Origin of the sequence: Agrobacterium tumefaciens, from assembly GCA_025559845.1 — a bacterium.
In the GTDB taxonomy this organism is placed as follows: Bacteria; Pseudomonadota; Alphaproteobacteria; order Rhizobiales; family Rhizobiaceae; genus Agrobacterium.
The window spans coordinates 218,340-243,763 of record CP048471.1 but is presented as its reverse complement, the minus strand read 5'-3'; the positions used below and the strand labels follow the sequence as shown (position 1 = coordinate 243,763).

The window sequence follows — 25,424 nt, the reverse complement described above, 5'->3', positions numbered from 1 at the left end:
GGGCAGGTGCAGTGACTTCTTTGGAGGAAGATATGAACGTTGAGGTTATCGACAAGTCGAAGCAGGATGTGGGAGGCGCTCCAGCGGAGGGTCGCATCACCGATGAGGCTGTTGCAGCCGCCCGTGGGATGATTGGCCTCCAGTTGCGGCCGGAAGGTCCATATCTGCAGGATGCGACACCTGACACGCTGCGAAACTGGTGCAACGGTATCGGCGATCTGAACCCGCTCTATCGTGAGCAGGAATATGGTCGTAACTCCCGTTACGGTGGCCAGGTCGCTCACCCCATGTTTCCGATGGCGTTTGGATGGGTCGGTCGCACGCGCTGGGGCTTACCGGGCGTCCACGGCTTTTATGCAGGAAATGACTGGGAACTGTTTCGCCACATCCGCCCGGGGGATCGGATCAGCGCCATCGAGCGTGTCGTTGGCGTTGAGGAGAAAGAGAGCAAATTTTCCGGGCGTCTTGTCTTGCAATATGTCGAAGCAAGTTACAGCAACCAGCGTGGCGAACTTGTCGCACGGGCGCTCGGGACATGCACTCGCCATGAGCGAAAGGCCGCGCGGGATGCGGGAAAATACAAGGACATCGTGACCCACGAATACTCGGGCGAGGAGTTCGAGCAAATTGATGAGGCGATCCTTCGTGAAGAAGCCCGCATTCGTGGCGCCAATGTCCGCTACTGGGAAGATGTCGCCGAAGGCGAGCAACTTGACCCCATCGTCCGCGGGCCGCTGTCTCTAATGGACACGATGGGTTTCCTTGTGGGTTGCGGTCGTGGCCATACCCATGGCGTCGTCTTCAAAGCAGCGATGAAGCATCCAGGCCATTTCTTCCGTAATCCTGAGGCAGGTGGCGGTATCGAATATACCGGTATCGGCCACCATCGTGAATCGACGGCGAAAGAGGTCGGGGTTCCAGGCGTATACGACTACGGTCCGCAGCGTTCATCCTGGATGTGTTCTCTTGTCACCAACTGGATGGGCGATGCCGCCTTCCTTAAGCGGGTCCGCACCGAGATGCGCCGGTTCAATACGATGGGCGACTCTACCTGGTGCAAGGGCAAAGTGACGCGCAAATACATCAAGGATCGCCACGCCCTTGTTGATATCGAGATATGGGGCGAGAACCAGCGCGGAGAGATAACCACGCCTGGTCTGGCAACGGTTATCCTGCCGAGCCGGGACCCGAACATTCCCGTTCACTTTGATGGGGGAAATCTCGATCTCGAGCTTCCGGTCGTCCGGTAAGGCCTGGAGGCAATGATGGATACGTCGCTTCCGCTTTCGGGTATTCGATGCGTCGAACACTCAACCAGTGTCGCCGCAGCCTACGCTGGACGTCTTTTGGCGGCGATGGGGGCTGAGGTTATCCTGATCGAACCACAGGAGGGCTCGCCGTTAAGACGCGAGCCCCCATTCCTCGGCCCCAAAAGCGAAGAGAGTGCCATCTTTGCATACCTTTGCGCCGGCAAGCGCTCTGTCACGATCGATCTCGATACGGAGTGCGGGATGCGGGAACTGAGTGTCATGCTCGAGACGTCGGACATTCTGATCGAGGATATTGCCATGGCCGACAAAAGGCGGAGGGGCGTCGATCCGGAAGTCGTCGCTGCAACTCTGCCGAACCTCGTTCATCTCTCGGTCCTGCCGTTCGGATCCTACGGGTCGAAATCTGGTTGGGCCGGGAGCGAACTAAATCTCATCCATTCGTCAGGAGAAGGATTTCTTTTGCCGAATGGTCTTTCCGCCTCACTCTTTCCCGATCGCCCACCTTTGAAGATTGCGGGTCATTTTGCCGAGATGCAGGGCGGTATTGCTGGTGCACTGAGCGCTCTTGCCGCGGTTTGGAGTGGGAAGGGGCAGTATGTCGATGTCTCCATTCAAGATGCCAATTTGGCTGTCGGCGCGTTTACTGTCCAGCGTTACGGAGACGGGTCCCTCGAGCACCGTCTGACGCGCTCTTTCCGTTATGGCGGGGTAATTGAGTGCCGGGACGGATATGTCGAACTGCTTACGCTCGAGCAGCGGCAGTGGCACGGGCTGGTCGAACTGATGGGATATCCCGAATGGGCTCAGGACGCGGCCCTGGAAGACGCCGTCATCCGCAGTCAACGGGGAGACCTCATCAATCAGGAAATTCGAAAATGGGCCGCGCGATATCCGGTCGATGAGATTGTTGCCGCCGCGCAGCGCCTTGGTGTCCCTATGGCCCGATACAATACGCCGGAACAGATCCTTTCAGGGCAGCACGAAGAGGCGCGAGGTTTGTTCTCGTCGATTGAGCGCGCCGATGGTGGCGTGTGCCGAATTCAGTCGGCACCATTCCGATTTGGGCCAGATCCGCTTCCGGCAATATCCTGGCCCGCGATGCGAGAAGCGAACGTGGCTTCCACAAGCGAAAATGCCGCCGCTCCAAGTGAAAAGATGTTCTGGAAGGAGCAGGCATGAAACCTCTTGAAGGCGTAACGATCGCTGATTTCACGGTACATGCTGCCGGACCCTTCTGCACTCATATGCTTTCGCAACTTGGCGCTCAGTGCATCAAGATCGAGAGCGCCTTGCGGCCAGACATTTTCCGCAAGCCGCATGCGGTTTACGGACGAAACGGGCCAGCAAGCTTCGACCAGGTGGCGTCGAACAAACTGTCTGTAAGATTGAACATGAAGCATCCGGAAGGGGTTGCTCTGGCAAAAAGACTGGTCGCAGTTTCGGACGTGGCAGCGGAAAGCTTTCGGGCAGGTGTGATGACCAGGCTGGGGCTCGGTTATGCTGCTCTGAAAGAGGTGAAGCGCGATATTGTGATGGTCTCTGTGTCCTCATCCGGACAGACGGGGCCAGATTCACACTTTGCAGGTTACGCGCCGCTTTTTGGTGCATGGGGCGGTCTTGGTTACCTTTCCGGCTACAGTGACGGTCCGCCGATGGAAATGCGTCACGTCATGGACCATTCGGTGGGATTGAATGCTGCGCTCGCAACGGTCGCGGCACTTCATCAAAGGCGGCGAACGGGCCAAGGGTCTCATGTCGACGTTGCTGCTCGAGAGGTCGCATCGTCGCTTGTAGGAGACACCCTTATGTCGGTCTCTGCAGGAGGTCACGTCGAAAGGCTGGGCAACGACGACTATCGGATGTCTCCCCATGGGCTTTATCCGACAGACCAGCCAGACCGGTGGCTCAGTATTGCCGTCGCCAGCGAATGCCAATGGCGTGCGCTGGCGGAACATGCCGGGCTCACACACCTTCTGGAAGATCCACGCTTTTCCAGCCCTGAGCCCCGTCATGCAAACCGGAGGGAACTGGACATCGCGCTCAAGGAATGGAGTGTCGTGCAGAACGCAGACGCTTCTGCTTTCGCCCTTCAACGCCTCGGCGTCCCCGCTCATGTGTCCTTTAACACACGCGATCTTGTGCACGATCATCACCTGCGCGAGCGTGGAGCAATCGTTGACGTCGACGGCAATGAAGGAGAACGACGGGCTGCCGTCGGTTTCCCCGCCCGGTTTTCCGTAAGCGAGCCTGCAACGATAGAGAGGGGGACCCCGAAACTCGGCGAGCATGAAAGCTTCGTCTATGGCGAGCTTCTCAAGATGTCGCAGCGCGAAATCGACGGACTGGTTGAGCGGCAAATCATTTTTTGAAAGAAGGGGAGTTTAGATGTTAGCAGATCCGGCAGTCAGCATGGATGACGCGGCTGTGGGGGCCGTCGGTCGTACCGAAAGACGCTTCGCCCTGATTGATCCAGACCGCGTTGCAGCCCTTGCCAGCACACTCGATCTTCCATCGGCGCCCAGCGCCGGTGACCCTCTCCCTGCCGCGTGGCACTGGATTTTCTTCAATCCTTTCGTTCGCCGAAGCGAGGTGGGACACGATGGCCACCCGAAAACAGGTGGATTTCTGCCTGATGTTGGGCTCCCGCGGCGCATGTGGGCAGGCGGACGATTGAGGTACCGCGCGCCCTTGCCGATCGGAGGAAAGGCCGAACGAATAAGCGAGATTATCAGCGTGACACCCAAGTCCGGCAAGGCGGGACGGCTTGTTTTCGTTTCGGTCCGTCATCGGGTGATGCACGGAGAAACCCTCTGCATAGAGGAAGAACAGGATCTCGTTTATCGCGAGCCGCCACAGTTTGGTGCTTTGCCGCCCGCAGTTCAACTTGCAGCACAGGCTGCGCTATGGTCACGGCGTATAGAGCCAGATCCAGTCCTGCTCTTCAGATATTCCGCTTTGACATCCAACGGTCATAGAATTCACTACGACACGCCATATGCGCAGGAGGTGGAAGGGTATCCGGACCTCGTCGTGCACGGACCGTTGATTTCAAGCCTGCTTCAGGAACTGGCACAAACCGTCAGGCCGGAACGACGTCTTGTGCGGTTCGATTTCCGGGCCGTCTCTCCACTGTTTGTGAGCGCTCCGTTTCATCTGGAAGGCGCCGAAACGGCAGACAAGGATGTCTTGGCGTTTTGGGCGAAGGGACCTGAGGACAATCTTGCGATGACGGCGGAGGCTGAGTTCGAATGACTGAAAGTGCGTCTGAAAATTCGTGTCAGACAGGCGTGGCCAGGACGTATCTTTTCGTTCCTGGCAATCGACCTGATCGGTTCGAGAAGGCAGAGGCTTCAGGAGCGGATCGGATCATTATCGACCTGGAAGACGCGGTGGCTCCAAGCGAAAAAGATGACGCTCGGGTCGCCATGAGCCAATGGTTGAGAGGCGGGCATGCGAGCGTTGTCCGCGTCAACGGTGCCGATAGTTTCTGGTTTGACGCCGATCTTTCTGCGGTCGCGACTGTTTCGTCGGCCGAGGTCATGTTGCCAAAAGCGGATTTGGTATCTCTAAAGCAGGTTCTCCACTACCTTGTGGACCGTCCCGTGATTGCTCTGATCGAGACGGCGCAAGGTCTGCAGCAGGTGAACGAAATTGCGAGGATGAAGGGCGTGTCTCGCATAGCGTTCGGCAATATTGATTTCAGTACGGATGCGCGGCTCCCGGTGGCAAGTCCAGCGTTGGATCACGCGCGGTTCCAGATTGCGATGGCGTCACGTTGCACAGACTTGCCGCCGCCAATCGACGGCGTCACCGTATCTTTAGACACCGATATCGATCTGCTCGCAGATCTCAGACGAGCAGTTGATTTCGGATTCGGAGGAAAGCTGTGCATCCATCCGAAGCAAGTCTCTGCCGCAAATACTCTTTTGCGACCGAGCGCGGATGACATTGCCTGGGCAAGGACCGTTATGGCGGCCGTGGAAATGGCCGGGGATAATGTGATCCAGCTCGACGGCAAGATGATTGACCGACCCGTTGTCCAAAGGGCAGCGCATATCCTCAGACAGTGTTCCGCCGAAGAAAACATGACGAAGGTGCACCGTGGTTTGTAATTCTCGAGTCTAGACGTGGAGCGATGAGGTGGTGGGCGACCGAATGTTTCAATGCCCTAACAGGGGCGCGGTTACGTCCAACTCTGGATTTCGGATAGAAAAATACAATCAGGTCCAGATTATTTCCGGTGTCAGAAAATCAAATGGTACAATGTGTTGCTGCAATTTACTGGTGACGGGAAACCTCACCCAAAGCGAATCCCAGCGGTTAGATTCCGTTCAAGAGCTTAAAAGGCCGGCAGCCACGCGGCGCCAGAAAGGGATTGGGCGATGAAAATGAAGGCATTATATGTAGGTACGTTCCTACATGGAGGTAGCTATGGCTACGACTAGATTGACCAGCCGCGAACTGAATCATAATGTTGGCAGAGCGAAAAAAGCTGCTGAGGCAGGGCCTGTCGTCATCATCGTTCGAGGCAGACCTTCGCATGTGTTGATGACGTACCGTGAGTTTGAACGCCTGACAGGTAAGCATCGCAATCTTGTCGACTCGCTTTCAATGCCAGGATTGTCGAATATCGATTTCGATCCGTCTCGGTCGGTCATTGCAACTCGCGAAGTTGATCTCTCTTGAAATAATAGCTCGACACAAACGTTGTCTCCGAACTCCGTAAAGTGGGTCACGGTAAAGCTGATCTGAACGTGACGACTTGGTTAAGTGCACAGGGTTCCCGTGATCTGTATATTTCTGCCATAACAATTTTAGAGCTTGAGCGTGGTATACTCAGCATCCAGCGCCGTGACATCGAGCATGGCTCTCGCTTACGAACCTGGATAGATAGCCGAGTTCGCCCGGAATTCGCTGAGCGCATCATCTCTATCGATGAAGCAATTTGCGACGAGATGTGCTCACTTGCATATTCCGGATCGCCGCAATGAAGCAGATGCACTCATCGCGGCGTCAGCTATCGTGCATGGGCTAGTGGTTGTCACACGCAACATTCAAGATTTCAAAGGTACAGGCGTTGTTCTCGTAGATCCATGGCGTGCCTGAGAACCGGCATGCGTGGCGCCTCGAAGTTGTTTCTTCGGGCTCGGTAGGAACCTCGTTGAGTTATTTGAAATGTAGGGGTCGGCCGTTCAGAAACTAGCAGGGTCGACGCTCTGAAAGGAGCGCTTGGTGCCAGGTTTTTCGTGACGATGACTGACGGAATACCAACCAAAAACAGCCTGGAATCGTACCAAATAGGCTCATCAGGATGCGTGCGAACAGGTACGCTAGCACTATAGACGACCCGGCTACACTTCCAACCATCGCTGACAGAACTGCGACAGGAGGCAAATTTGGAAAGTGGCTTACCGAGTATTCGCTCCTGCAACTCATTGACCGTCACCGCTCTAGAACGTGTCGTGACTCGTTGTGGTCTGGCTGCGAGCGAGATGCACGCTGTGAGCGGGGAGAGCAAGATGTTTTCAATGCTTATTTGGAGCCAGGACGTCGCAGTCCGAACTGAGCGGTTGTTCTTGGAATGCGTAAAACCAACTCCCCGCACAGGTCCCTTCATTCGAATCTCTGGATCTGTAAAACCCTGTATGGAAAAGCGTCGTAAATCATAGACGTGCGACGACAAGCGTATCGATTTCGTGCCATCGACGAATTTCCGTGAGACGACGTGGTCAGGCGGAACAATATTCGCCTCGCCGCGTTGAGCGGCATCGTGGGCCGGGGATTTGCCGGAGAGTGCTCGCGTGGAATTTGATTTGCTGGCGCGAAATGGGGCGGACACATATTGAACAATGCACACAGGCTTCCGATGACGGTCTTAATCGTTGAGGACGACGCGCTTATCCGCATGGACGTTGCCGATTATCTTGCCAGCGAGCAGATCAACCCGGTCGAGGCCGTGAACGCTGACGAGGCTCTTGCGATCCTTCAGAAGCGTGACGACATCCAGATTGTGTTTACGGATGTCAACATGCCGGGAGCGATGGACGGGATCGAGCTCGCCCGACTCGTGCGCGAGCGATGGCCCGCTCTCGGTATCATCGTGGCTTCAGGCATGGTTCGTCCACAGCGATCGACGTTGCCGGACGACGCCAGGTTTTTTGAAAAGCCTTATGATCTTGAGAGGCTCAGCGCATCGATGCGTGCGATGGTATCCATTTAGTAGATTGTTCTAAAAAGCATTTTCGCCATCACGGGCATGCTTGACACATGCCGGAAGACCTGCAACGAGTTGCCATGACCAAGAGCCAGCCCCTCAGCATTTCGTTCAACTCCGATATGGAGAAACTTGTTCAAGGCCTCGTTGCAAGCGGCGGGTACGCCAGCGCTGAAGACCTGGTCCTCTCTGCACTTCAGGCGCTGCAGGATGGCCGTGAAAACTCCGTACCGTTGCCGGCCGCCTGGCCAATCGGTGGTGGGGAATGTGGTCAGTTGATCCGTGATTTCGACTGGACGACGACGGCGCTCGGAGCTTCCCAATTCTGGTCGGCCGAGCTGCGGACGACCGTTGCCAATGTCGTCAATTCGCCGGTTGCGAAGGTCCTGATGTGGGGCAAGAGCCATGTCATGATCTACAACGACCGTTATATCGATATCGCGGGTGCCAACCATCCAGTTGCGTTGGGTGGGACCGTCCCCGGCATCTGGCCGGAGATCTGGGATTGGAACCGCGAGATGCTCGAGGCGGGCCTGCGCGGTGAACTCCGGTCTTTCCATGATCAGCCAATGACGCTCATCCGCGATGGGATTTCCAAGACTTTCATTTTCGATCTTTTCTATACGCCCGTCTACGAGGCGGATGGAACGGTTGGCGGGGTTCTTTGCACAGTGGTCGATAACAGCGACCGCGCCGCGATGAAGGCAAGGATTGCTGAGAACGAGGCTGAGCTCAGACGCGTGACGGACGCTGTTCCCATGCTGATATCTTACGTCGACAGAGATCACGTGTATCGCTTTGCAAACGCTGCCTATGACAGCTGGTTTGGTTCAAAGCCGGCAGACATTGTGGGTCGCCATGTACGCGATGTGATCGGTGAGGCGGCGTACGAGGGACGTCGCGCGGATCTCGACAGGGCGCTTGCCGGTGAAGCGTGCACGGCAGAGGCGGACATGCCGTTTTCGGGCGGCGTGCCACGTCGCCTAGAAATCCGCTATGTGCCCCACATCGATCCGGATGGGTCGATACCCGGCGTCCATATTCTCGGCATAGACATCGAAGATCGTGCGATCCGCGAGGCGGAACTAGCCATAAGCAACAGCCGGTTCCGCACCGCTATGGATGCGGTGCATGGGGTTTTGTGGACAAACACAGCCGACGGCCAGATGGTTGGTGAGCAACCGGGCTGGGGCTCACTGACCGGTCAGAGCTTTGAAGAATATCAGGGATACGGTTGGGCCGAGGCCGTGCATCCCGACGATATGGAGCCATCGATCGCATCCTGGAACGAGGCGGTTGCCTCCAGGTCGATGTACGTCCACGAGCATCGCGTCAGGCGGCACGACGGCGAATGGCGCCAGTTTGCGATCAGAGGTCTTCCGGTCATCGGATCATCCGGTAACATCGTCGAGTGGGTCGGTGTCCACACCGACATAACCGACCAGCGTGCCGCAGAAAGTGCATTGCGTGAGCAGGCGGATACTCTCGCGAGACAGGTTCGTCACAGAGAGCGCGCCGAAGAACAGCTTCGGCACCTCAATGATACGCTTGAGGCGAGGGTTGTCGCAGAAACGGCTGAGCGCCGGCAGGCCGAACTGAAACTCGCACAGGCACAGAAAATGGAGACGATCGGCAAACTGACTGGCGGGGTCGCGCACGACTTCAACAATCTCCTCCAGGTCGTTTCCGGCAATCTCCAGCTTCTGTCGAAAGAGGTGGCAGGCAACGAACGGGCAGCGCTACGGATAACAAATGCGCTTGCCGGTGTTGCCAGAGGTTCGAAACTCGCCAGCCAGCTTCTGGCTTTTGGCCGGCGACAGGCACTGGAACCCAAGGTCGTCAATGTCAGCCGGTTTGTCCGCGACATGGATGATATGATCCGCCGTGCGATTGGTGAGGCAATTGAGGTCGAAACGATTGTCGGGGGCGGGCTCTGGAACACATTCATCGATCCAAACCAGATCGAGAACGCGCTGCTCAACCTTGCAATCAACGCGCGTGACGCCATGCAGGGGACCGGCAAGCTGACGATCGAACTGTCGAACGCCCACCTCGACGACGATTATGCGCGCAGCCATGATGAGGTGACGCCAGGTCAATATGTGATGATGGCGGTCACCGATACCGGGTCGGGAATGCCGCCGGAAATCATCGAAAAGGTCTTCGAACCATTCTTCTCTACGAAGGGGGAGGGAAAAGGCTCAGGACTTGGCCTTTCGATGGTCTACGGTTTCGTGAAGCAGTCTGGTGGTCACGTCAAAATCTATTCCGAGGTTGATGAAGGTACGACGATAAAACTCTATCTGCCGCGTGCGCTCGAGGCTGAGGATGTTGAGGTCGTTGTCGACAATGGGCCGATAACCGGAGGAACTGAAACGGTCCTGGTCGTCGAAGACGATGACGAGGTCCGCGACACTGTGGTCGCGCTGCTGGCGGATCTTGGTTATCGCACGTTACGGGCCGTTGACGCAGCGAGTGCGTTGACCGTGATCGATAGCGGCATTCCAATTGATATCCTGTTCACTGACGTCGTCATGCCGGGTACGCTGAAAAGCCCGGAGCTGGCACGTAAGGCAAAAGAGCGGCTGCCCGATATCGCCGTGCTCTTTACCTCCGGCTACACCGAAAACTCTATTGTTCACGGCGGCAAACTGGATGCCGGCGTCGAACTGCTTTCCAAGCCTTACACCCGCGAGGCTCTTGCCCGAAAGTTTCGTCATGTTCTTGCAAACCAAAAGCAGCGGGCAGTTGCAAAGCCGGCAAAACCGGTTCTGGACGTGAAAGAAAATCTCATCCCGGCCGCCAGGCAAGATGACGGTTCCGCGAACCAGAAAACTGTCCTTCTGGTCGAGGATGATGGTCTGATCCGGATGACGACCGCCGAAATACTGCAGGATGCCGGTTTTGTCGTGGTGGAAGCAGCCAGCGCAGAAGAAGCGCTGACGGCCCTGCAGTCAATGCATGTCGATGTTCTTGTCACGGATCTCAATCTGCCGGGCGAGTCAGGAAGAGATCTCGCGGCAAGAGCCAGGACACTGCGACCATCAGCTCTTGTTGTTTTTGCAACCGGCGATCCGACATCTGTGAAATCGGAAAAAGATGCGATCATCCTCTCAAAGCCATATGACGCTGAGGATCTTCAGTCCGCGATCTCGCATGGTCTCGGTCACCGCGGCGAATACAAGGGCGCGCGGCGGAGTGAAAGCGAAGATAGTTGACGTCAGCACGAGGTGTGACTGAAGCGTTTGGACCGCCAGCGAACATGCGCTGTCTTTCAAACGTCCTTCGCCCCCCTTAAGCGAAGGCCCCACAAGTTCGGAGCCATAGGCGTACTGAGGCAACTTGGACCACGGCGAGGAGCGTTTTTACTCGGCGGCGATCGTTGCCGAGAAGGAACGTGCGGCCAGAAGCCGCGACGCTTCCGCCAATGCCTGGTTGACGCGGCTATGGATGGCTGGCGACGGCACACCGTCTGTGAAATCCCGGCTCGATGTGTAGATTGCTGTCGGAAGCACGAAGGCTTCGAAGAAGGCGAAAAGCGGCCGCAACTGATGCTCGACGATCAATGCGTGCCGATCGCCGCCACCGGTTGCTGTCAGGATGACAGGCTTGCCACGCAGGTCTGCCGGGTCCAGCAGGTCGAAGACATGTTTGAACAATCCGGTATAACTGCCCTTGTAAGTTGGCGAGCCGATGACCAGTGCTTCCGCCTCGATAATTGTCTGGATGATCTGACGGGCGGCGGGGTCGAGATCGGATACGGACCTTGCTGTGGCAAGCGATGAGCCAAGATCTTCAACGTCGAAGACCGCGTGTTGCAGCCCAGACTGTACTGCCAGAGATTCCGTCACGTTCTCGACAAAACGCCTTGTGCTCGAAGGACGAGCGAGATTGCCCGAAAAACCGATGATCAGGTTGTTGCTCATGGCGAGGTACCTTTCAGGCGGTCTTGAGAATGGATACGATGGACGGGTGGCTTGCTTGGGCAGTTCGTTCGCGTTTCCAGCGGTCGAAGGCGGAGCGTCCCAATATCGAGACGGACGTGTCCTCCTGCGGCGCATGCACCAGCACGGACTGGATGTCACGGAAATGCCGCTCAAGGCCGAGATTGGCGCTGAGCCCGGGATTGCCGATGCCGCGTACGGCAATCTGAGCGGCATCCCGGATCTGTCGGCCAGCCAGCAATCGGGCGCGGATCAACCGGTCGGGGTCGTTCAGGCTGCCTTCCAGTGCACTGAAGATGATCTGCCGCGCCCCGGAAACGAGCAGGTCGATCTCACCTGACAATGCAACAAAGCGCTCGGTTTCAGCGATCGGACGGCCGAGATTGGCGGGAACGCGCTCATAGGCAAAACGGATGAAGGCTTCCTGTGCCGCTTCGGCTGCACCGAGATAGATGGCGGTCAGGGCCAATGTGACAGCCGCATGGGCACGATTGTCCTGCTGGGCGATCGACGGGTCGACCAGTTCCAGCACGTTTTCCGCGGGAATTTCGACGTCTATGAATTCGACATCGTGCGAGCCTGTGGCACGCATACCGAGGCTCTGCCAGTTTTCAATCACCGTGATACCCGGCAGCTTGTTTGGAACGACAAAGGTGCCGACCCGTGGTGATGCCTCGTCCGTGTGTGCCCAGACGAGGAAATGGGTAAGGCCGTAAGCGCCGGTGACAAATCGCTTCTGGCCGCTGATCGACCAGCCGGTCGCGGTGCGGCGAGCACGGGTGGCGGGCAGACCACCGCGTGCCGGCGATCCCAGTTCGGGTTCGACGCGTGCGGCGTTGAGCAACAGCGGTTGATGTTTCGCCTCCGCCAACAGTCGACGATAGAGCGCTTCCGGCCAATGGCCTTTGGCTGCCTGACCCAGATGGTTGAAAATCGTCATGGCGCTGATCAGCGCAACCGATGGATCGCCCTTTCCAAGGGCTGCCAGAATATGTGCCGCATCGCTCAGCGTCGCACCTTCGCCGCCATAACGGGGGGCGACTGTGCTTTCAAGCAGACCGGCTTCGTGAACGGCACGAATGCCAGTCCAGGGAAATTGACCGGTTTGATCCGCGTCAGGTGCTGCCTCGGCGAGAATACGCGTTGTGGCGTCGAGGACGTTTGGATCGTAGGACATGCGGCTTGTACTTTCTGTTTTTCGGGTAGCCGCCCCCCGATTGAGGAGGTGGTTCATTCACCCTGCATTGAACGAAGGGGGCCGAGCGGTCTGGTCTCGGAAACCAGACCGCTTGCATCACGCGGCGTTCTTTTTCTTGGCTTCTTCGCGCTCGCGAATACCTTCGCGAACGAGCGGCAGGATGTAGCGACCATAGTCGACCGCATCGTTGTAATTGTCGTAACCACGGATCGAAATCAGATCCGCGCCGAGATCGATGTAGTCGAGAATGGAATCGGCGATGGTGCGGGGAGAACCGACAAGTGCGGTGGTTGCGCCGCTTGCATTGGTCGCAGTGACCGTCGGATACCAGAGCGCACGATCATGCACATCTCCACGAGCGGCAATGTCGAGCAGCCGCTGGGAACCGACATTGGCAGGTGTTGCGGCATTGACGGGAGCCCGGGCCAGGCCTTTCTGACGGTTCTCATTCAATCTATCGAGGACCTTGTGCGCTTTTTCCCAGGCAAGTTCGTCGGTTTCGGCAACGATCGGCCGGAAGGTTACCCAGATGCGCGGGCGATCTGTTCGGCCCGCCTTGGCGGCCTCGGCGTAGACCCGGTCTATCTGCTGTTTGGTCTCCTTCAAAGGTTCGCCCCAGAGGCCGAAGATGTCGCAGAGCGATCCGCCGATCCGATACGCCGCATCCGAGGAGCCGCCGAGTGAAATCGGGATGAGACCATTGGTCGGGCGGACGGCGCTGCGGAACTGCTTGAATTGATAGTATTTCCCATCGAAATCGAAGGGCTCCTTCGACGTCCAGGCGAGGCGCAGAATTCGGATATATTCTTCCTGTCGTTCGTAGCGCTCTTCCTTGTTGAGGAAATCACCCTCGCGCGCCTGTTCTTCATCACTGCCGCCGGCGATGAAGTGGACCACAACGCGTCCACCGCTCAACTGGTCCAGTGTCGCCAGCGACTTGGCTGCAACCGTCGGGTAGACGGTGTTGGGCCTGAGCGCCACGATGATCTTGATGTTCTTCGTATGGGCCAGAACTGTCGCGCCAAGCGTGAAAGGGTCGAAGGACGACGAAGAATAGGGGATCAGTGTGTAGTTGAAACCATAGTCGTCAAGCGCACGGGCATAACGCTCAAGAAAAACCGGATCGACGGGCGCGTCCGGAAGGGGGGTCAGGTCGTTTGACGCGTTGGGAAAGCTGACGCTGATGAATTCCGCGGTCATGGGAGCTCCTCGTGGTTTCCAAATGTTGAGGCAAGGTTAAGCGGGCGCAGCGAGATGAGGAAGACAGGTCTTTCTTTTTCTATCGATTGCGTAGAAAATATTCTCCGCTGCGACGCGACGCGTAGATATCGTGACTACCGCTCGGTTTCGGGTGAAGCACTGCCTGTTTATGGATCGGGTGCTGGCGACCAGCCGAAGGCAGGGGCAACCTCATGCGCGAGGTCGGTCAACAGACGCACATTTTGCGCAAGGCCGAAGGCCGGTGGCAAGAACAATACGATTTCATCGGCTGCAGAGAGGCCGGGATCGTTATAAACCGCCTGGATCACCTGATCCGGAGTTCCCTGAAAGACTGGAGAAATCTGTGCCCCTACCGGTTGCGCGACCGGTGCCAGCGCGCCTTTCGGACGCGATGCGGCAATACCCTTTGTACGGCGTTCAAGATCGTAGGCCGCATATGTATCGCGAAGTTCGGCCGTCGTGCCGACCAATATAGAAGCGGCAACGGCGACTGGCGGCGGCTCAGATTTCCATGTCCTTCGCCAGGTGGCACGATATGCTTCGATCAGACGGGCTTGGTATTCCCCGAACGTCTCGCCCTCGTCGTGATCATGCAGGACAGTGCCGGAGATAAGTCCTATGCCGAGTTCGGCTGCCTGTATCGCTGAGCCGAGACTGGCCGAACCCTGACGAATTCGCGATCGCAATGTCGGACTATGGGGTGTCACACGCAGTTCTGCACCGGGAGAACTGCCAGTGCCGGCCTCGGTCACGGTGTGAAGAACCTCACCCGAGATGGCCGAAAGAAAACGCGCCTGCCGGCGCTTGGCTTCAGTGCGCGCGTCGGTGTCGGACGCACCAAATACCGCGTCGAAAGCGGCATTTGCGCCGGTCGCAATGGCAAGTTCCAACCGGCCATCAATCAGGAGATCGGTGGTTCCCGCCGCCTCGGCGAGCAGGATCGGATCCTGATATCGCATCGGGATCACGGCTGAACCAAGCGTGATCCTTCGCGTATGCTGGCCGACCGCTGCAAAGAACGGCAGTGGTGACGACAGGTAGTGATCGAAATGCCTTTGATAGGCCCAGCCGGACTGATAGCCCAGCCGCTCGGCTGCCTTGTAGAGCTCGATCCCGTCACGCAATCCTTGCGCCGGCCCGGCGTCGTCATTGAACGAAACCCGGGTGTTGAAGCCCAGTCGGCGTTTCGGACGAAACGAGGCAGGCAGCGTGTTGGCGGGTGCCGCTATTGTCATGCGAACCGCTCCTCCCGGAGAACGCGATGCGGCTTCTGCCGTGGCTGGCGTACCGGATCAGCGAAACCTGCGGGAATGGATTCGAGAAGTGCTGCGGTATAGGGGTGCTGCGGACTGTCGAAGATATCGGCAACGGCTCCATGTTCGACGATGCTGCCGTGCCGCATTACGGAAACGGTATGTGCGAGCTGGCGGACAAGCGCCAGATCGTGCGAGACGAACACATAGGTCAATCCGAGTTTGGCCTGTAGCGAGAGCAGCACCTCGACGATATCCGCCTGTACGCTGACATCGAGGGCGGAGGTTGGCTCATCGAGAACGATGACGTCCGGTTTGAGAACCAGCGACCGTGCGATAGCCACGCGCTGCCGCTGGCCGCCCGAAAGTGCGCCCGGCTTGCGCGTGAGAAGATGTTCGGCAAGTCCGACATTGGCCAGAGCCTCCCAGACCTGTTGGTCGCGTTCCGCAGATGTGCCGATCTTGAACCGGTCGAGAGGTTCTCGTACCAGATGCTCCACGGTCCAGGTCGGGTCGAGAGAGGTAAACGGGTTCTGGTAGACGAGCTGAAGATGACGCCAGACCGATCTGAGCGATGCGGTTGAGCGCCCGGCGAGGCGTTCGCCAGCCACGGAAATCTCTCCCTTATCCGGTTGCTCAAGCCCGAGCAGCAGGCGGATCGTCGTGGTTTTACCGGAGCCGGACTCGCCCACCAACGCATGGGTCGTGCCGGCTGCGACGCTGAAGGATACGTCGTTGACGGCTGTCAGGACATTTCCGTCGACAGTGAACTTCTTCGTGACAGCACTGACGTCAATCTTCGGCGCATCTCCGGCCTTGCTTCGATGCAGGCCCGGATCGCGCAGCCTGGCGTAACGGTCGGGATTGAGGGCAGGCACATCGGCATGCAGCTTCCGCGCATAGGCCGACGCCGGGGACGAAAAGATATTCGATGTCTTGCCGGCTTCCTGCACATGGCCGTTCTTGAGGACGACGAGGGAATCCGTGCGTTCTGCCGCAATCGCCAGATCGTGGGTAATCAGAAGCAGGCTTATATCCAGCTCGTGCTGCAGGCGCGACAGCAGGTCGAGAATTCGCTTCTGGATCGTTACGTCCAGAGCAGATGTCGGTTCGTCTGCCACCAGAAGTGCCGGGCGCGGCAGGACGGCAAGCCCGATCAACACCCGTTGCAGCATGCCGCCGGACAGTTGATGCGGATAGGAATCATAGACCCGTTGAGGGTTGTCGAGACCGACCTGAGCGAATGTTTCGAGGATAAGCGTCTTGCGGATCGCTGCATTCGGTTCGTCGGTCAGGGCAGCCGCTTCCAAGGCCTGTGCGCCGATGGTGCGCACCGGGTTGAGCGCATTGCCGGGATCCTGCGGCACGAAACCGATGGCGCGTCCGCGGAGCGGACGGAACCGACGCTCGGGAAGCGCCAGCAGCTCCTGCTTTTCGAAGCGGACCTGGCCGCTGGCCTGTGCTCCGTTGGGCAGCAACCGCAAAACGGCCCGTGCGATGGTGGATTTGCCGGACCCGGACTCGCCGATCAGGGCAAGGCTCTTGCCGCGACCGAGTTCGAAATCGACATTGTGGACGACTGCCTGCTTTCCATAGGCAACCGACAGATCGTTGACGCGCAGAAGAGGGGATTCGGCCTGGGGTGCCGGTGCGGTCGTTGCGTCGCGAAGGAAAGATCCGGTCAGTCTGTTTTGCGGAGCCATCGGCTGATCCTGTTCACGGAGAGGACTGTTAAGATGGTGATGAAGGCAGGGGCGTAAACGAGCCACGGCCATTTCAGGTAGTCTTTGCCGATCGAGATCAGCAGACCCCAATCGGATGCGGGAGGTGGGTCGCCATAACCAAGGAAGGCCAAACTGGCGATCACCAGGATGGACTCGCCGAACTGCAGCACTGCGAGCGGCAATATCGAGCGCGAGGCATTGGGCAAGATGTGGCGCCAGAGAATGAACCAGCGCGAACCTCCGAGCAGAAATGCCGATTCCACGAAAGTTGCCTGCCGTGTCTTGATGACTTCCGCACGGGCGACACGTGCGAAGATCGCGACGGCAGACACGCCGGTGGCGATGGCGGCGTTGATGGTTTCAAAGCCGATTGCGGTAACGACGATGACGGCGAGGAGGAACTTCGGTATCGCCAGCAGAACGTCGACGAGCCGGGCGAAGACGACATCGACCCAGCCACCGAAAAAGCCTGACAGCAGGCCAATTATGCCGCCAACGACAACGCCGATGACAACGGCGACAAGCGCACTCGATACGGAAGAGGCCGTGCCGTAGACGACGCGGGTATAAACATCGCGCCCGAGATGATCGGTGCCGAACCAATGGCTGAGGCTCGGTCCAAGCAGCTTGTCCGCAGGAACGCCGATGACCGGACTGTAGCTGGTGAAGAGACCGGGGAGCAGCGACCATGTGATGACGAGGGCAACGATCAGGAATGAAAGCGCCACGGTCGCGGGCATCCGGATGGCGGCAATCCGGCCGGCCAGACCGGCACCCGTTAAGGATGAGTTGGAGACGAAGGTCATGGTGTCACCGCCTTGGTGGCGTCGAGGGAGGTTTCATCCGATGTGGTCACGCGCCGTTTCGCCCCGCCCAGGATTTTGACGCGAGGGTCGAGCAGCGGATAGAGGAGGTCGGCCGTCAGGTTGACAAGAACGAAGACCACGGCTCCGAGGGATACGACGGCCTGCAGGACGGGAAGATCCTGAGTGCTGACCGAGCGCTGCACCAGGCTTCCAACGCCGGTGCGCCCGAAAACCGTTTCGGTGATCAGCGATCCACCAAGCAATTCGCCAACGGTAAGGGCAATCACCGTCACGACGGGCAACGATGCGGGCTTCAGCAGATGTTTGGCGAAAAGCCGAGCCTGGCCGATCCCGCGACTACGGGCGACGGTCGCATATTCCTGCTCGGCCTCCTTGTCGAGATTTGCAATCAGGACTTCGGCAATCTGCGCGGAAACGGGTATGCCGAGGGCGATTGCCGCAAACAGTGTCGCCCAGAAACTGTCCGGATTGATCACCCGAAAGAGGCCGATCTGGAAGCCGAAGACATGAATAAGTATAAGGCCGATCACGAAATTCGGCACGGACAGGAAAAGCGACGGAAATCCGCGCAGCAATCCCTGACCATATTGTTTAGGAACGAAGCGGGTGCCGTAAGCCACCGCCATGGCCAGGATCAGAGCTACCGCAAGTCCCGCCCCCGCCAGGATCAGTGTCGAGGGAAGAACTTCGGCGATCAGCGTCGAGACGGGCCGGTTGGACCGCATCGACACGCCGAGATCGCCGGTCAAAAATCCGGACAGGGAATTCCAGAGCTGGACGACAATGGGCTTGTCGAGGCCCTGCGCCGCGATGATCTCCGCAATCTCCTCTTCGGTGAACCCGTTTTGGGGATTGCGCAGAACACTGGTGATGGGATCGCCAGGCAGGATGCTGACGACCACGAAGGTGAAGACGTATGCCAGCAGTATGACGATGACCGCTTGGCCGAGCCGTTTGGCAGCGTAGGTCAGGTAGGCATTTCTCACGCAGGCGACCCTCTCGGATTGAGTGTTGCGATAGCTATCAGTCGGCGAGGAAGGCCGTGTAGTAGCTGGCGTAAGCAACGCCGTTATACACTTCACCCTTCAGCTTCGGGGACTGGACGTAGATGCGCTGCACGATCTGCGTCCTCGGAATGAAGTAACCCTGTCCGAGCACATGCTCCTGAAGCTCCCTGAGAAGCGGATTGCGTTCATCAAGGGAAGCCGCACCGGCGATCTTGTCGCGCAGTCCGTTCAACGTCGCATCGCGATCATCGAGCGCGAACCAGTTCTCGCCATTGTTGGCGTTGGTCAGAATGCTGGCAACGGTGCCGGCGTCGATGAAGCTGCGCGTTACCTCATAGGTGGGAATGGCCGGACCGCCGTACTTGACCTTCTCACCGAAGGTCACGACGTCGTAAGCGCGGATGTTGGCCTTCCAGCCAAGCTTGCCAAGTTGCTGGGAAATCAGCTCATCCACCGATTTGGAGGTGGCAAGATAGGGGTTGGAGTGAAGCGTCAGCTCCAGCTGTTTGCCGTCCTTGGTGCGGATGCCATCGGCGCTCTTGACCCAGCCCGCCTCGTCAAGAAGCTTTTCCGCCTTGGCCGGATCATATGCGAGAAGTGCGCTTTCATCAGCCGCGCCCGGAACGTTGCTCTGGATAAAAGATGTCGGCAGCTTCCAGTCAGAGGTGTAGACTGTGTCGATGATTTCCTGGCGATTGATACCGGATTGCAGAGCCTGACGGACTCTGACGTCGTCATAGGGGGCATGTTTGGTATTGACGGCCCAGCCGTTGACGAAACCGAGATAGCGCGGCGTCGCAACCGTGAAGCCTTCTTCCTTGAGTGACTTCAATTCCTGAGGTGAGGCGTTGTAGGCGATATCCGCCTGGCCGGACTGGACGGATGCAACGCGCAGCGATGGTTCGGACACCAGCTTGTAGGTGATGGAATCGAGGAACGCCGGGCCGGTATGGCCGACTGCCGCGGGACCCCAGTTGTAGTCCTTGCGCTTGACGAGGGTAACGTGGTCGCCTTCCTTCCAGGATTCCACCACATAAGGCCCGCTGCCTGAGGTGTTGTTGAGATCGGCCTGTTGTGATGCGGGCTGTGCAAGGCTCTTTGGTGATATCAGGATCGACCCGTGATAGCCGAGCGTCGGAATGAAGCCGAGGGTCGGTTTCTTGAAGAAAACCTTGACCGTGGTGGCATCGACAGCTTCGGCACGGTCATAGGTTTTCGGGAACAAACCGATCGGGTTGATGCCTTCGTTTTTGCGGCCGGCGTACCAGATGTCGAGATTGGCGACGACCGCAGAAGCATCGAGCGGAGAGCCGTCGGAGAAGGTCACGCCGCTCTTCAGATGGAGCGTGAATTCGGTTGCCTGGTCGTTCTGCTCCCAGCGTTCGGCGAGCCATGGGCTCGCCTTGCCTTCGGCGTCGACATAGACCAGCTTATCCGTGACGTGGCCCCAGATGTGCCCTTGGAAGCTGGAGATGGCACTGTTGTTGGGGATCCATGTGTCGCCAAGCGAATCGATGAGGAACGTAACATCACCGCCGTCGCGCGGGGTGTCGGCGGCAAGGGCTGGATTGAACCCGGTGGTTGCGATGAAAGCGGCCGCGGCCGCCGCAGATGCCAGCAGATGGCGCCGGGAAAGAGAAAACAGAGAAGAACGTTCGGTCATGAAGTTGTCCTGAATGTACGGGTTCGTGTTTTATGTTTTTGACCACCGGTTGCCGCAAAACAGCGCGCGTAAAACCGCGTCCGCTACAGCTCATGCCGAGCGGGTGAAGTGCCTGCCAGATGGTCGATATGGTGTGTTTTAAGGTGTCGAAGCGGCCAGTTGAGCCATGACCTCGGTGTTACCGCTTAACCGTCAGCGGTTGCATACATCGGGAAATTGGTATGCCGGTAAGCTGTCCTGCCATCAAACAATCCCTTTGTTTCAGCATTCTGATCATGACCTGTAGCCTAGCAGGGTGGGTCAAAGGAGAAAGACTAGTTATTCTTTTTCTAGAGAAATTATGGATTATTTTATTGCCGTTTCCAGAGGTGTTAGGATCAGCGTTTCCGAGTGCTGCTGAACCCGGAGACTACTCGTCCGCCTAACGTGTCGCGGTTTTGAGCATAAAGTGGCGAGCAGGTGGTATCAGTCTTTCGGAGCCCTGTTCGCGAACCTCATTTGCTCGAAGATGCGCACCGGCGGCAATGTCCCGGTAAAGCGTTCTACCTCAACTCTGGTGATCTGCCCTGTGCAACCCTGCGCAAGTCGCGACGTGCCGATGTCCCGCGTAAGAACATTCGGATTGCCATGAACACACATGGCGTTGTCGGCTGCCGCATCGTCCGGCTCAAACCACGCGCCAGTCGCGAGTTGCATAACCCCGTTGTGCACCGAACTGCTCAAAACGGCTGCCGCCAGGCAACTGCCCCGGCTGTTGAACAGCCTGACGATATCACCGTCTGAAATGCCGCGTGCTTCAGCGTCGACGGGGTTGATCCGGACCGGCTCTCTACCTTCGATTTTCGTGGAGCGGCTGAAACCACCGTAATCGAGCTGGCTGTGAAGCCTTTGATGCGGCTGGTTGCAGACAAGGTGCAGCGGATAATGGGTGATGTCTTCGGCTGCCTCATCCCTGTTCGCGTACCACCGGGGATGCCCGCCACAATCGTCGTAACCAAAACCCTCTATAGTTTCGGAGAAGATTTCGATTTTGCCGGATGGGGTTTTCAACCGATGCGCGGATGGATCTGCCCGGAAGGCATTGGCCGGTCCGCCATCGTCGGGCTTGAGCGGGAGTCTCAATTCTCCCTTTACCCAGAAGGATTCGAAATCGGGTGCTTCGTGGCCACCAGCGACAAGCGCCTGTTGGGTCGCTTCATAGAGAAAGGCGAGCCATTCGCGGCTGGTTCTTCCTTCCGTAAAAGCGTCGGCGTGCCCGAGGTGGCGTGCGATTTCCGAGAAAATAGCGTAATCGTCCCGAGCCTCACCCACCGGTTCGATCAGCTTCTTCATGGCAATCATCAGATCGTCCCGGTCTGCCGCACCGATATCATCACGTTCGAGCGTGGTTGTCGCGGGCAGCACAATGTCGGCGTGGCGGGCGGTTGAGGTCCAGGCGCTTTCATGAACGATGATTGTCTGCGGCCTTCGGAACGCTGCACGCAACCTGTTGATGTCCTGATGATGGTGGAAAGGATTTCCACCCGCCCAGTAGACGAGGCGGATATCCGGATAGCTCAGGGCTTTGCCGTTATAGTGAAACTCATCTCCCGGATTGAGGAGCATGTCGGCAATACGGGCAACGGGAATGTAATCCGGCACTGGATTTTTGAACTGGTTGAGCGTTGGCAGCGGAACGGCCAGCAGGTTCTTGCCGATATTGCCAAGCGCTCCAAGCGAGTAGGAATAGCCTCCGCCATCCAAGCCGATTTGCCCAAGCATTGCCGCCAGAACGATGCCCATCCAGACCGGCTGTTCGCCAAAATCGGCTCGCTGCAGGGAGTGGCTGACGGTAATCAGCGTTCTGGAACGCGCTATCTTGACCGCTATTTCCTTGATGGTATCGGCACTGATACCGCAGATGCCCGCTGCCCATTCGGCACTCTTTGGGAGATTATCTGTCCGGCCGAGCAGATAGTCTTCAAACCGCGCGTAACCGACAGTGTATCGGTCAAGAAACTCCCGATCGTGTAGCTCTTCCGTGACGAGCTCATGCGCCAGCCCCAGCATCAGTGCGACATCGGTGCCAGGTGTGATCGGCAGCCATTGCGCATTCACATCGGCCGGAAAGTCGTCTCTGAGCGGGCTGATCGATATGAATCTGGCGCCGCGTGCGCTTGCACCGGCCAACTTTTGTCTGACGACATGTTTGCTGATGCCGCCCCCATGCACGTCTGCGTTCTTGATCGCCATGCCGCCAAATGCCAGCACCAGTTCGGTACTGCGTTCGATGGCATCCCAGGTCACACTCTTGCGATCGACATGATCGTAGGGTCCAAGAACATGCGGAATGATGACCATTGCCGCGCCTGAACTATATGTGTTGACGGACCTTACATAACCGCCCAGCACATTCAGAAATCGATGGATCTGGCTTTGCGCGTGATGAAAGCGACCAGCGCTTGACCATCCGTAAGATCCACCAAACACGGCCTGTGGGCCGAAATCGCGATAGATCCGCTGAAGCTCGTTCGCGACGAGGGGCGTCGCTTCGGACCAGCTGACTTCAACAAAATCATCTGCACCACGATTTTGCTCGTGACCAGGTTTGCCCTCCAGCCAGCCGCGCCGGACGGCCGGACGTTTTATTCGCACCGGACTGTCCGCGACCGCTGCAAGATTGCCGAGTAACGGCGAGGGATGCGGATCATCCGGGTGCGGTTTTATCTCGAGTTGGCCGTTTTCAAAGCGACCGGAGAATGCACCCCAATGGGAGCTGTGGGGTTTAAATGAATTCATGGCAGGCTCCCTCGCATGACGGCTTCCGCAAACACTGTCTATTGCGGAATGATTTTGCCCGGGTTCATGATACCGGTGGGGTCAATTGCGTTCTTGATAATTGCCATGAGTTCCACCGCATCGCCATGTTCCTGGCGAAGATAGGCAATCTTGCCCGTGCCGACACCATGTTCGCCTGTTGATGTACCGCCCACCGAAATCGCGTGTTGCACCATCTTCTTGTTGATTGCCGCGACCTCATCGAGCTCGAACTGGCTGGTCGGGTCCACAGCAAAAACGACGTGGTAGTTGCCATCACCGACGTGGCCGAGAATGGCAGCGGGCACGCTGCAGCCGGCCAGCAGTTCTCGGGTTTTCAGAATGCAGCCGCTGAGTTCCGACACAGGCACGCAGACATCGGACGACCAGCCCTTGGCGTTGGCACGCTGCGACACCACGGCATAAAACGCGTTGTGTCGCGCCTTCCACAGCCGGTTGCGATCTTCGGGAGCATTGGCCCACTCGAAATCGCGGCCTCCATTCTCCCTGACGATTTCGGCAACCGTTTCAACCTGTTCCTGCACGCTTGCCGGTGCGCCATGAAATTCGAAGGCGAGCGTGTCTTCAAGTTTCAGTGAGAGGTTGGAGTAGGTGTTGACGGCCTGGATCAAACCGCGATCCATCAGCTCCATACGGGCAACCGGAATACCGAGCTGGACGACCTGGATCGCGGCCGACACGGCCTGTTCGACATTTTCAAACGAGCAAAGCGCTGCCGAAATGGTTTCCGGAATTCCGTAAAGGCGCAGTGTCACCTCGGTGATGATCCCGAGCGTGCCTTCAGAGCCGACAAACAGCCGCGTCAGGTCATAACCTGCCGAGGATTTTCGTGCTCGGCCGCCGGTCCGGATGATCTTTCCATCCGGCAATACAACGGTCAGACCCAAGACGTTTTCGCGCATGGTTCCGTAACGCACGGCATTGGTGCCTGATGCGCGCGTCGAGGCCATGCCGCCAATCGAGGCGTTGGCGCCGGGATCGATGGGGAAGAACAGGCCTAGATCGCGAAGGTAACTGTTGAGCTGCTCTCGCGTCACACCCGCTTCGACCGTGCAGTCGAGATCCTCCGGGCTGACGCGGGAAATCCGCGACAGGCGCGACAGGTCGATGGAAACCCCGCCACGCACCGCAGTCAGATGTCCTTCCAGAGACGTGCCGGCACCAAAAGCAATGACCGGCACGTTTTCGGCTGCGCAAAGGCGGACGATTTCGGAAACCTCATCCGTCGTATCTGCAAAGACCACGGCGTCCGGAATGGCCGCAGTGTGGTGGGATTCACCACGCCCGTGCTGTTCACGCAGTGTCTGAGACACTGAAAAGCGGTCGGCGAAGCGTTTGCTGAGCGCTTCAGCCAGAGAAGCTGGCAGCGCGCTCATGCGCGCTCTCCGGTTTCGACCGGCGTGTCACCCGGCTGGCCCCACTCGGTCCACGAGCCGTCGTAAACCGCGACATCGTTTTTTCCTACAAGATGAAGGCCGAAGGCAAGTGCCCCTGCCGTCACACCCGAACCGCAGCTTGCAATCACGGGGCGGGACAGATCCAACCCCGCGGCTTCAAATGCTGTGGCGATGGCCGCAGCATCCAGCAATTCGCCGGTCTGCGCATTTGTCAGCGTGGTGAAAGGCAGGTTGAAACTGCCGGGAATATGGCCGGACCGCAATCCGGGTCGGGCTTCCTTTTCTTCTGCCGTGAAGCGTCCGGCGGACCGTGCGTCGATCACCTGTTCGTCATGGCTATCGAGATTGGCAAGCACCTGCGCCTTTGAACGGACGGCATCGGCATTGAAACGGGCCTGAAAATGTCCTTCTTCAAAGGGCGCGATGGTATCGCTGACCGGGCGTCCTTCCGACGTCCATTTGCGGAACCCTCCATCGAGAATGGCGACTTTCTCATGACTGAAGGTGCGCAATGTCCACCAGACACGGCCTGCCGACATCAGACCCGGCGTGTCGTAGACGACCACGAGGCTATCGTTTGAAATTCCGAGCGCACGCGCATGGCGCTCGAAATCTTCAGCGGACGGCAGCATATGCGGCAGCGATGCATCATGATCGGCGATGGCATCGATATCGAAGAAACGCGCTTTTGGAATATGCCGCGCGGCGAAATCCTCAGCAGCGGCAGGCGTCACACCCGGAAGCTTGAATGAACCATCGAGGATGACGAGATCAGGATGATCAAGATGCGTCGCCAGCCATTCGGTAGAGACGAGAGGGCCGGGCAGGGTGAGAGACATGGAAAACTCCGAAAAGACGGTATTCGGCAAAGGTCGCAGAAGAATGATG

Annotated in this window: 19 protein-coding genes; 8 read left to right on the top strand and 11 right to left on the bottom strand. The window is 58.0% G+C overall.

The features are described 5' to 3' along the window. Positions 1–32 precede the first annotated feature (32 nt). The 8 genes from FY156_28460 (at position 33) to FY156_28425 (ending at position 10,703) form a co-directional block, all read left to right on the top strand. The gene (locus FY156_28460) at positions 33–1,250 is read left to right on the top strand and encodes an acyl dehydratase (GenBank protein ID UXS05479.1); all 1,218 of its coding nucleotides are present in this window, start codon (positions 33–35) and stop codon (positions 1,248–1,250) included. A gap of 15 nt (positions 1,251–1,265) precedes the next feature. Then, positions 1,266–2,450: a CoA transferase gene (locus FY156_28455; protein UXS05478.1), complete on the top strand. Its 1,185-nt coding sequence runs from the start codon at positions 1,266–1,268 to the stop codon at positions 2,448–2,450. Beyond that, positions 2,447–3,640, top strand: a complete 1,194-nt coding sequence (locus tag FY156_28450; GenBank protein UXS05477.1) for a CoA transferase — start codon at positions 2,447–2,449, stop codon at positions 3,638–3,640. The genes FY156_28455 and FY156_28450 overlap by 4 nt, the downstream gene beginning before the upstream one ends. A gap of 16 nt (positions 3,641–3,656) precedes the next feature. Then, the gene (locus FY156_28445) at positions 3,657–4,523 is read left to right on the top strand and encodes an acyl-CoA dehydrogenase (protein ID UXS05476.1); all 867 of its coding nucleotides are present in this window, start codon (positions 3,657–3,659) and stop codon (positions 4,521–4,523) included. Continuing rightward, positions 4,520–5,383 (top strand): CoA ester lyase, encoded by an 864-nt coding sequence (locus FY156_28440; protein UXS05475.1) that lies wholly within the window; start codon positions 4,520–4,522, stop codon positions 5,381–5,383. The genes FY156_28445 and FY156_28440 overlap by 4 nt, the downstream gene beginning before the upstream one ends. Before the next feature lie 319 nt (positions 5,384–5,702). Then, positions 5,703–5,957: a type II toxin-antitoxin system Phd/YefM family antitoxin gene (locus FY156_28435; GenBank protein UXS05474.1), complete on the top strand. Its 255-nt coding sequence runs from the start codon at positions 5,703–5,705 to the stop codon at positions 5,955–5,957. A gap of 1,156 nt (positions 5,958–7,113) precedes the next feature. Further along, positions 7,114–7,491 (top strand): response regulator, encoded by a 378-nt coding sequence (locus FY156_28430; protein UXS05473.1) that lies wholly within the window; start codon positions 7,114–7,116, stop codon positions 7,489–7,491. Between the two features lie 116 nt (positions 7,492–7,607). Further along, positions 7,608–10,703, top strand: coding sequence for a PAS domain-containing protein (locus FY156_28425; protein UXS05616.1), 3,096 nt, complete (start codon positions 7,608–7,610; stop codon positions 10,701–10,703). A 147-nt stretch (positions 10,704–10,850) separates the two neighbouring features. On the opposite strand, the gene msuE is transcribed toward FY156_28425, so the two are convergent. From msuE to sseA, 11 genes are all read right to left on the bottom strand, one after another. Then, the gene (gene msuE, locus FY156_28420) at positions 10,851–11,411 is read right to left on the bottom strand and encodes an FMN reductase (GenBank protein ID UXS05472.1); all 561 of its coding nucleotides are present in this window, start codon (positions 11,409–11,411) and stop codon (positions 10,851–10,853) included. 13 nt (positions 11,412–11,424) lie between these two features. Beyond that, positions 11,425–12,606: an acyl-CoA/acyl-ACP dehydrogenase gene (locus tag FY156_28415; GenBank protein UXS05471.1), complete on the bottom strand. Its 1,182-nt coding sequence runs from the start codon at positions 12,604–12,606 to the stop codon at positions 11,425–11,427. 117 nt (positions 12,607–12,723) lie between these two features. Continuing rightward, entirely contained in the window at positions 12,724–13,827 is a 1,104-nt protein-coding gene (locus FY156_28410) for an LLM class flavin-dependent oxidoreductase (GenBank protein ID UXS05470.1), read from the bottom strand. Between the two features lie 167 nt (positions 13,828–13,994). Further along, a complete protein-coding gene (locus FY156_28405; protein UXS05469.1) occupies positions 13,995–15,083 on the bottom strand; it encodes an LLM class flavin-dependent oxidoreductase in 1,089 nt (362 codons plus the stop codon). Then, a complete protein-coding gene (locus tag FY156_28400; GenBank protein UXS05468.1) occupies positions 15,080–16,804 on the bottom strand; it encodes an ABC transporter ATP-binding protein in 1,725 nt (574 codons plus the stop codon). Before FY156_28400 ends, FY156_28405 begins: the two co-directional genes overlap by 4 nt. After that, positions 16,783–17,631, bottom strand: a complete 849-nt coding sequence (locus FY156_28395; GenBank protein UXS05467.1) for an ABC transporter permease — start codon at positions 17,629–17,631, stop codon at positions 16,783–16,785. The genes FY156_28400 and FY156_28395 overlap by 22 nt, the downstream gene beginning before the upstream one ends. Continuing rightward, a complete protein-coding gene (locus tag FY156_28390; GenBank protein ID UXS05466.1) occupies positions 17,628–18,638 on the bottom strand; it encodes an ABC transporter permease in 1,011 nt (336 codons plus the stop codon). The genes FY156_28395 and FY156_28390 overlap by 4 nt, the downstream gene beginning before the upstream one ends. A 37-nt stretch (positions 18,639–18,675) precedes the next feature. Continuing rightward, positions 18,676–20,322, bottom strand: a complete 1,647-nt coding sequence (locus tag FY156_28385) for an ABC transporter substrate-binding protein (GenBank protein UXS05465.1) — start codon at positions 20,320–20,322, stop codon at positions 18,676–18,678. 465 nt (positions 20,323–20,787) lie between these two features. After that, on the bottom strand, positions 20,788–23,100 hold the full coding sequence (locus tag FY156_28380; GenBank protein UXS05464.1) for a molybdopterin-dependent oxidoreductase: 2,313 nt from the start codon (positions 23,098–23,100) through the stop codon (positions 20,788–20,790). A gap of 38 nt (positions 23,101–23,138) precedes the next feature. Next, complete coding sequence (locus FY156_28375) at positions 23,139–24,515, bottom strand: FAD-binding protein (GenBank protein UXS05463.1); 1,377 nt, start codon at positions 24,513–24,515, stop codon at positions 23,139–23,141. Beyond that, positions 24,512–25,375 carry a 3-mercaptopyruvate sulfurtransferase gene (gene sseA, locus FY156_28370; GenBank protein ID UXS05462.1) on the bottom strand — a complete coding sequence of 288 codons (864 nt, stop codon included), beginning with the start codon at positions 25,373–25,375 and terminating at the stop codon, positions 24,512–24,514. The genes FY156_28375 and sseA overlap by 4 nt, the downstream gene beginning before the upstream one ends. Positions 25,376–25,424: the final 49 nt, after the last annotated feature.

Coding starts and splice junctions, on each gene's coding strand:
- FY156_28380 (UXS05464.1), bottom strand. CDS start 23,100: ATGAATTCATTTAAACCCCACAGCTCCCATTGGGGTGCATTCTCCGGT.
- FY156_28460 (UXS05479.1), top strand. CDS start 33: ATGAACGTTGAGGTTATCGACAAGTCGAAGCAGGATGTGGGAGGCGCT.
- FY156_28395 (UXS05467.1), bottom strand. CDS start 17,631: ATGACCTTCGTCTCCAACTCATCCTTAACGGGTGCCGGTCTGGCCGGC.
- FY156_28410 (UXS05470.1), bottom strand. CDS start 13,827: ATGACCGCGGAATTCATCAGCGTCAGCTTTCCCAACGCGTCAAACGAC.
- FY156_28440 (UXS05475.1), top strand. CDS start 4,520: ATGACTGAAAGTGCGTCTGAAAATTCGTGTCAGACAGGCGTGGCCAGG.
- FY156_28425 (UXS05616.1), top strand. CDS start 7,608: ATGGAGAAACTTGTTCAAGGCCTCGTTGCAAGCGGCGGGTACGCCAGC.
- FY156_28405 (UXS05469.1), bottom strand. CDS start 15,083: ATGACAATAGCGGCACCCGCCAACACGCTGCCTGCCTCGTTTCGTCCG.
- FY156_28445 (UXS05476.1), top strand. CDS start 3,657: ATGTTAGCAGATCCGGCAGTCAGCATGGATGACGCGGCTGTGGGGGCC.
- FY156_28450 (UXS05477.1), top strand. CDS start 2,447: ATGAAACCTCTTGAAGGCGTAACGATCGCTGATTTCACGGTACATGCT.
- FY156_28400 (UXS05468.1), bottom strand. CDS start 16,804: ATGGCTCCGCAAAACAGACTGACCGGATCTTTCCTTCGCGACGCAACG.
- msuE (UXS05472.1), bottom strand. CDS start 11,411: ATGAGCAACAACCTGATCATCGGTTTTTCGGGCAATCTCGCTCGTCCT.
- FY156_28455 (UXS05478.1), top strand. CDS start 1,266: ATGGATACGTCGCTTCCGCTTTCGGGTATTCGATGCGTCGAACACTCA.
- FY156_28375 (UXS05463.1), bottom strand. CDS start 24,515: ATGAGCGCGCTGCCAGCTTCTCTGGCTGAAGCGCTCAGCAAACGCTTC.
- sseA (UXS05462.1), bottom strand. CDS start 25,375: ATGTCTCTCACCCTGCCCGGCCCTCTCGTCTCTACCGAATGGCTGGCG.
- FY156_28385 (UXS05465.1), bottom strand. CDS start 20,322: ATGACCGAACGTTCTTCTCTGTTTTCTCTTTCCCGGCGCCATCTGCTG.
- FY156_28415 (UXS05471.1), bottom strand. CDS start 12,606: ATGTCCTACGATCCAAACGTCCTCGACGCCACAACGCGTATTCTCGCC.
- FY156_28435 (UXS05474.1), top strand. CDS start 5,703: ATGGCTACGACTAGATTGACCAGCCGCGAACTGAATCATAATGTTGGC.